This is a genomic window from Streptomyces sp. NPDC006265 (assembly GCF_040613555.1).
Lineage (GTDB): Bacteria > Actinomycetota > Actinomycetes > Streptomycetales > Streptomycetaceae > Streptomyces.
Genome location: NZ_JBEXSH010001052.1, coordinates 1 through 2,792 on the forward strand (window position 1 = coordinate 1; position 2,792 = coordinate 2,792).

3 protein-coding genes and 1 pseudogene are annotated in these 2,792 nt (G+C 68.1%); all 4 read right to left on the bottom strand.

Annotated elements, in window-relative coordinates:
- Positions 1-95 precede the first annotated feature (95 nt).
- Positions 96-365, bottom strand: a pseudogene (locus ABZ281_RS45020) (DUF1416 domain-containing protein); the annotation flags it as partial.
- A gap of 39 nt (positions 366-404) precedes the next feature.
- Entirely contained in the window at positions 405-1,250 is an 846-nt protein-coding gene (locus tag ABZ281_RS45025; RefSeq protein WP_356664136.1) for a sulfurtransferase, read from the bottom strand.
- 137 nt (positions 1,251-1,387) lie between these two features.
- Positions 1,388-1,468: a putative leader peptide gene (locus tag ABZ281_RS45030; protein WP_350310325.1), complete on the bottom strand. Its 81-nt coding sequence runs from the start codon at positions 1,466-1,468 to the stop codon at positions 1,388-1,390.
- Positions 1,469-1,671: 203 nt separating this feature from the next.
- Positions 1,672-2,409, bottom strand: coding sequence for a DUF2993 domain-containing protein (locus tag ABZ281_RS45035; protein WP_356664138.1), 738 nt, complete (start codon positions 2,407-2,409; stop codon positions 1,672-1,674).
- Between the last annotated feature and the right edge of the window lie 383 nt (positions 2,410-2,792).

The following is a 2,792-nucleotide window of genomic DNA, read 5'->3' on the forward strand; positions in this document are numbered from 1 at the left end:
TTCCACAGTTCGGTCATGTCGAACTCCGTTTCGATCGGCCTCGTAGAAATGAATTGCCTGCCATCGTCATCATCCCCAGCGGGATCTGGGGAAGCCTCCGCCAGGCCGCCCTGCTGGGCGACGACCGTACGGTCGGCGGTGGCGCCGGGCACGAGGGCACGGACGGTCCAGGTGCCCTCGGCCGCGTAGAAGCGGAACTGTCCGGTCGCCGAGGTCGGCACCTCGGCCGTGAACTCGCCGGTCGAGTCCAGCAGACGGACGTAACCCACCACGGGCTCGCCGTCCTTGGTCACCTGACCCTGGATGGTGGTCTCACCGGGCTTGATCGTCGAGGCGTCGGGGCCGCCGGCCTTCGCACCGCACATGTCGTACTCCTGAAGTCTGGAAAGGTCGGTCGGGTCTGGTTACTTGTTGGCGCCGAGCTCGATCGGCACGCCCACGAGGGAGCCGTACTCGGTCCAGGAGCCGTCGTAGTTCTTGACGTTCTCCACACCGAGGAGCTCGTGCAGCACGAACCAGGTCAGCGCGGAGCGCTCACCGATGCGGCAGTAGGCGATGGTGTCCTTGGCCAGGTCGACGCTCTCCTCGGCGTAGAGCTCCTTGAGCTCGTCGTCCGACTTGAAGGTGCCGTCGTCGTTGGCGTTCTTGGACCACGGGATGTTGCGGGCGGACGGGACGTGACCCGGGCGCTGGGACTGCTCCTGCGGCAGGTGGGCCGGGGCGAGCAGCTTGCCCGAGAACTCGTCGGGCGAGCGCACGTCGACGAGGTTCTGCGACCCGATCGCGGCCACCACGTCGTCGCGGAAGGCGCGGATGGAGGTGTCCTGGGCCTTGGCCTTGTAGTCCGTCTTCGGACGCTCCGGCACCTCGTCGCCGGCGACCAGCTCGCGGGCGTCGAGCTCCCACTTCTTGCGGCCGCCGTCGAGGAGCTTGACGCCCTCGTGGCCGTACAGCTTGAAGTACCAGTAGGCGTAGGAGGCGAACCAGTTGTTGTTGCCGCCGTAGAGGACCACGGTGTGGTCGTTGCCGATGCCCTTGTCGGACAGGAGCTTCTCGAAGCCCTCCTGGTCGACGAAGTCACGGCGGACCGGGTCCTGGAGGTCCTGCGTCCAGTCGATCCGGATGGCGTTGCGGATGTGGTTCTTCTCGTAGGCGGACGTGTCCTCGTCCACCTCGACGATGGCGATGGTCGGGTCGTCCAGGTGCTCCTGGAGCCAGTCGGCGTCAACCAGGACGTCGTTGCGGCTCATGCTTCTTCTCCTCCGGGGCAGTTACGGCGGGGCGTGCGAGGTCTGCAGGGCGCGCCCTTGAGGCAGGGCGGCGCACGGGTGCCCGTGATGCGGGGCTGCGGGGATGCGCGCGCCGGCGCGACTGCCGACGCGATCGCTCAGAAGGTGCGACAGAGCATGGCGGCGACGCGGCACAGGTCTACTGCCCGCCGCTTCGTGAGATCCGCCTGTCGCTTCATAGCGTCGATCGTAGGGACGGTCGGGCAGGCGTGTCACCGGCGTGTCGCATGCTGAGACGCAACAATCCGCCATATGGGATCGCAAGGCTGCCGGGACGCTCGCCGCACGGCCTCCGGCCGACCGCGCCCCCCGTCACATCTACGCTACGGACATCGCCGTCTCGCCCACCGGACAGCGCAGGTCGGATCCGCCGAGCGACTGCCTACCCGGCCAGACGGACGTCGGAACCCTTCACCGTGATCTCGACGCCGTCCGGGGCGGCCTGGACCGTGTCCAGCTCGATGCCGCCGGGCAGGCCGTCGATCTTCTGCTGGAAGTCGGTGATCGCCCGGACGCGGTTCTCGGCGATGTCGACGCCGCCGAAACTGGGCAGGCCGTCGGCGTGCACGCGGACGGTGCCGTTGTCCACCTTCACCGAGCTGAGCACGGAGACCGGCTCCGGGAGCTTGGTGCCGAGGACCGTGGCCTCGACGGTGACCTTGATCTTGCCGTTGCCGCCGTCGGAGAGGCCGATGACGTTGGCGGTGACGCCCGGGGCGACCTGGGTGGGCTCGGACTTCGCCGCCTTCAGCAGCTCGTCGTAGGCGATGGTCGCGGTGCCGGTGGCCGTGGAGGCGGTGGCGGAGCTGTAGTCGCCGGAGAACTCGACGCCCTTCATGTCGGCCTGGAGGTCGTCGATACGGATCTTCTGACCGCCGTTGCCCGCGGCGGCCTCGTAGTCCTTGATGCCGACCTCGATGTCGTCCAGGGAACCGCCGGCGACCTGGGTGAGGAACGGGAATCCCTTGATCGAAACGTCGGGCGTCGCCGACAGGTTCTCCGTCGTCTTCAGCCGGTCGGCGGCCTCGTCCTCGGCGAAGTTGACCGCGACGCGGTCGGCGATCACGAAGAGCCCGCCCAGGATCACGACGAAGATCAGCAGTATTCGCAGTGCGCGCATGCGGTGTGTCCCCCACCCAGTCGGTTAGACGGCGGTGCCCGACGACCGGGTGGCCGTCCCTTGCGTGAGCGTAACCCCGCGGGGAAGGGGGACCGGAGAATTGTTGATCATCTGTGACAGGGCGGGCGGCACGGTGTCCCGCCCGGCCCGGTCTACGCCAGCGCCCTGCCCAGGACGTAGACCGCCGGGGCCGCGGCGGCCAGCGGCAGGGCCACGCCCGCCGTGAAGTGGACGAAGCGGGACGGGTAGTCGTAGCTCGCGACCCGGTGGCCGATCAGGGCGCAGACGGAGATCGTTCAGCACAGTGGGTTGATCACTTTTCGGATGGTGCGAGTCGGGAACGGCGGTAGCCGTACCCGAAGTAGAACACGAGACCGGCGGTC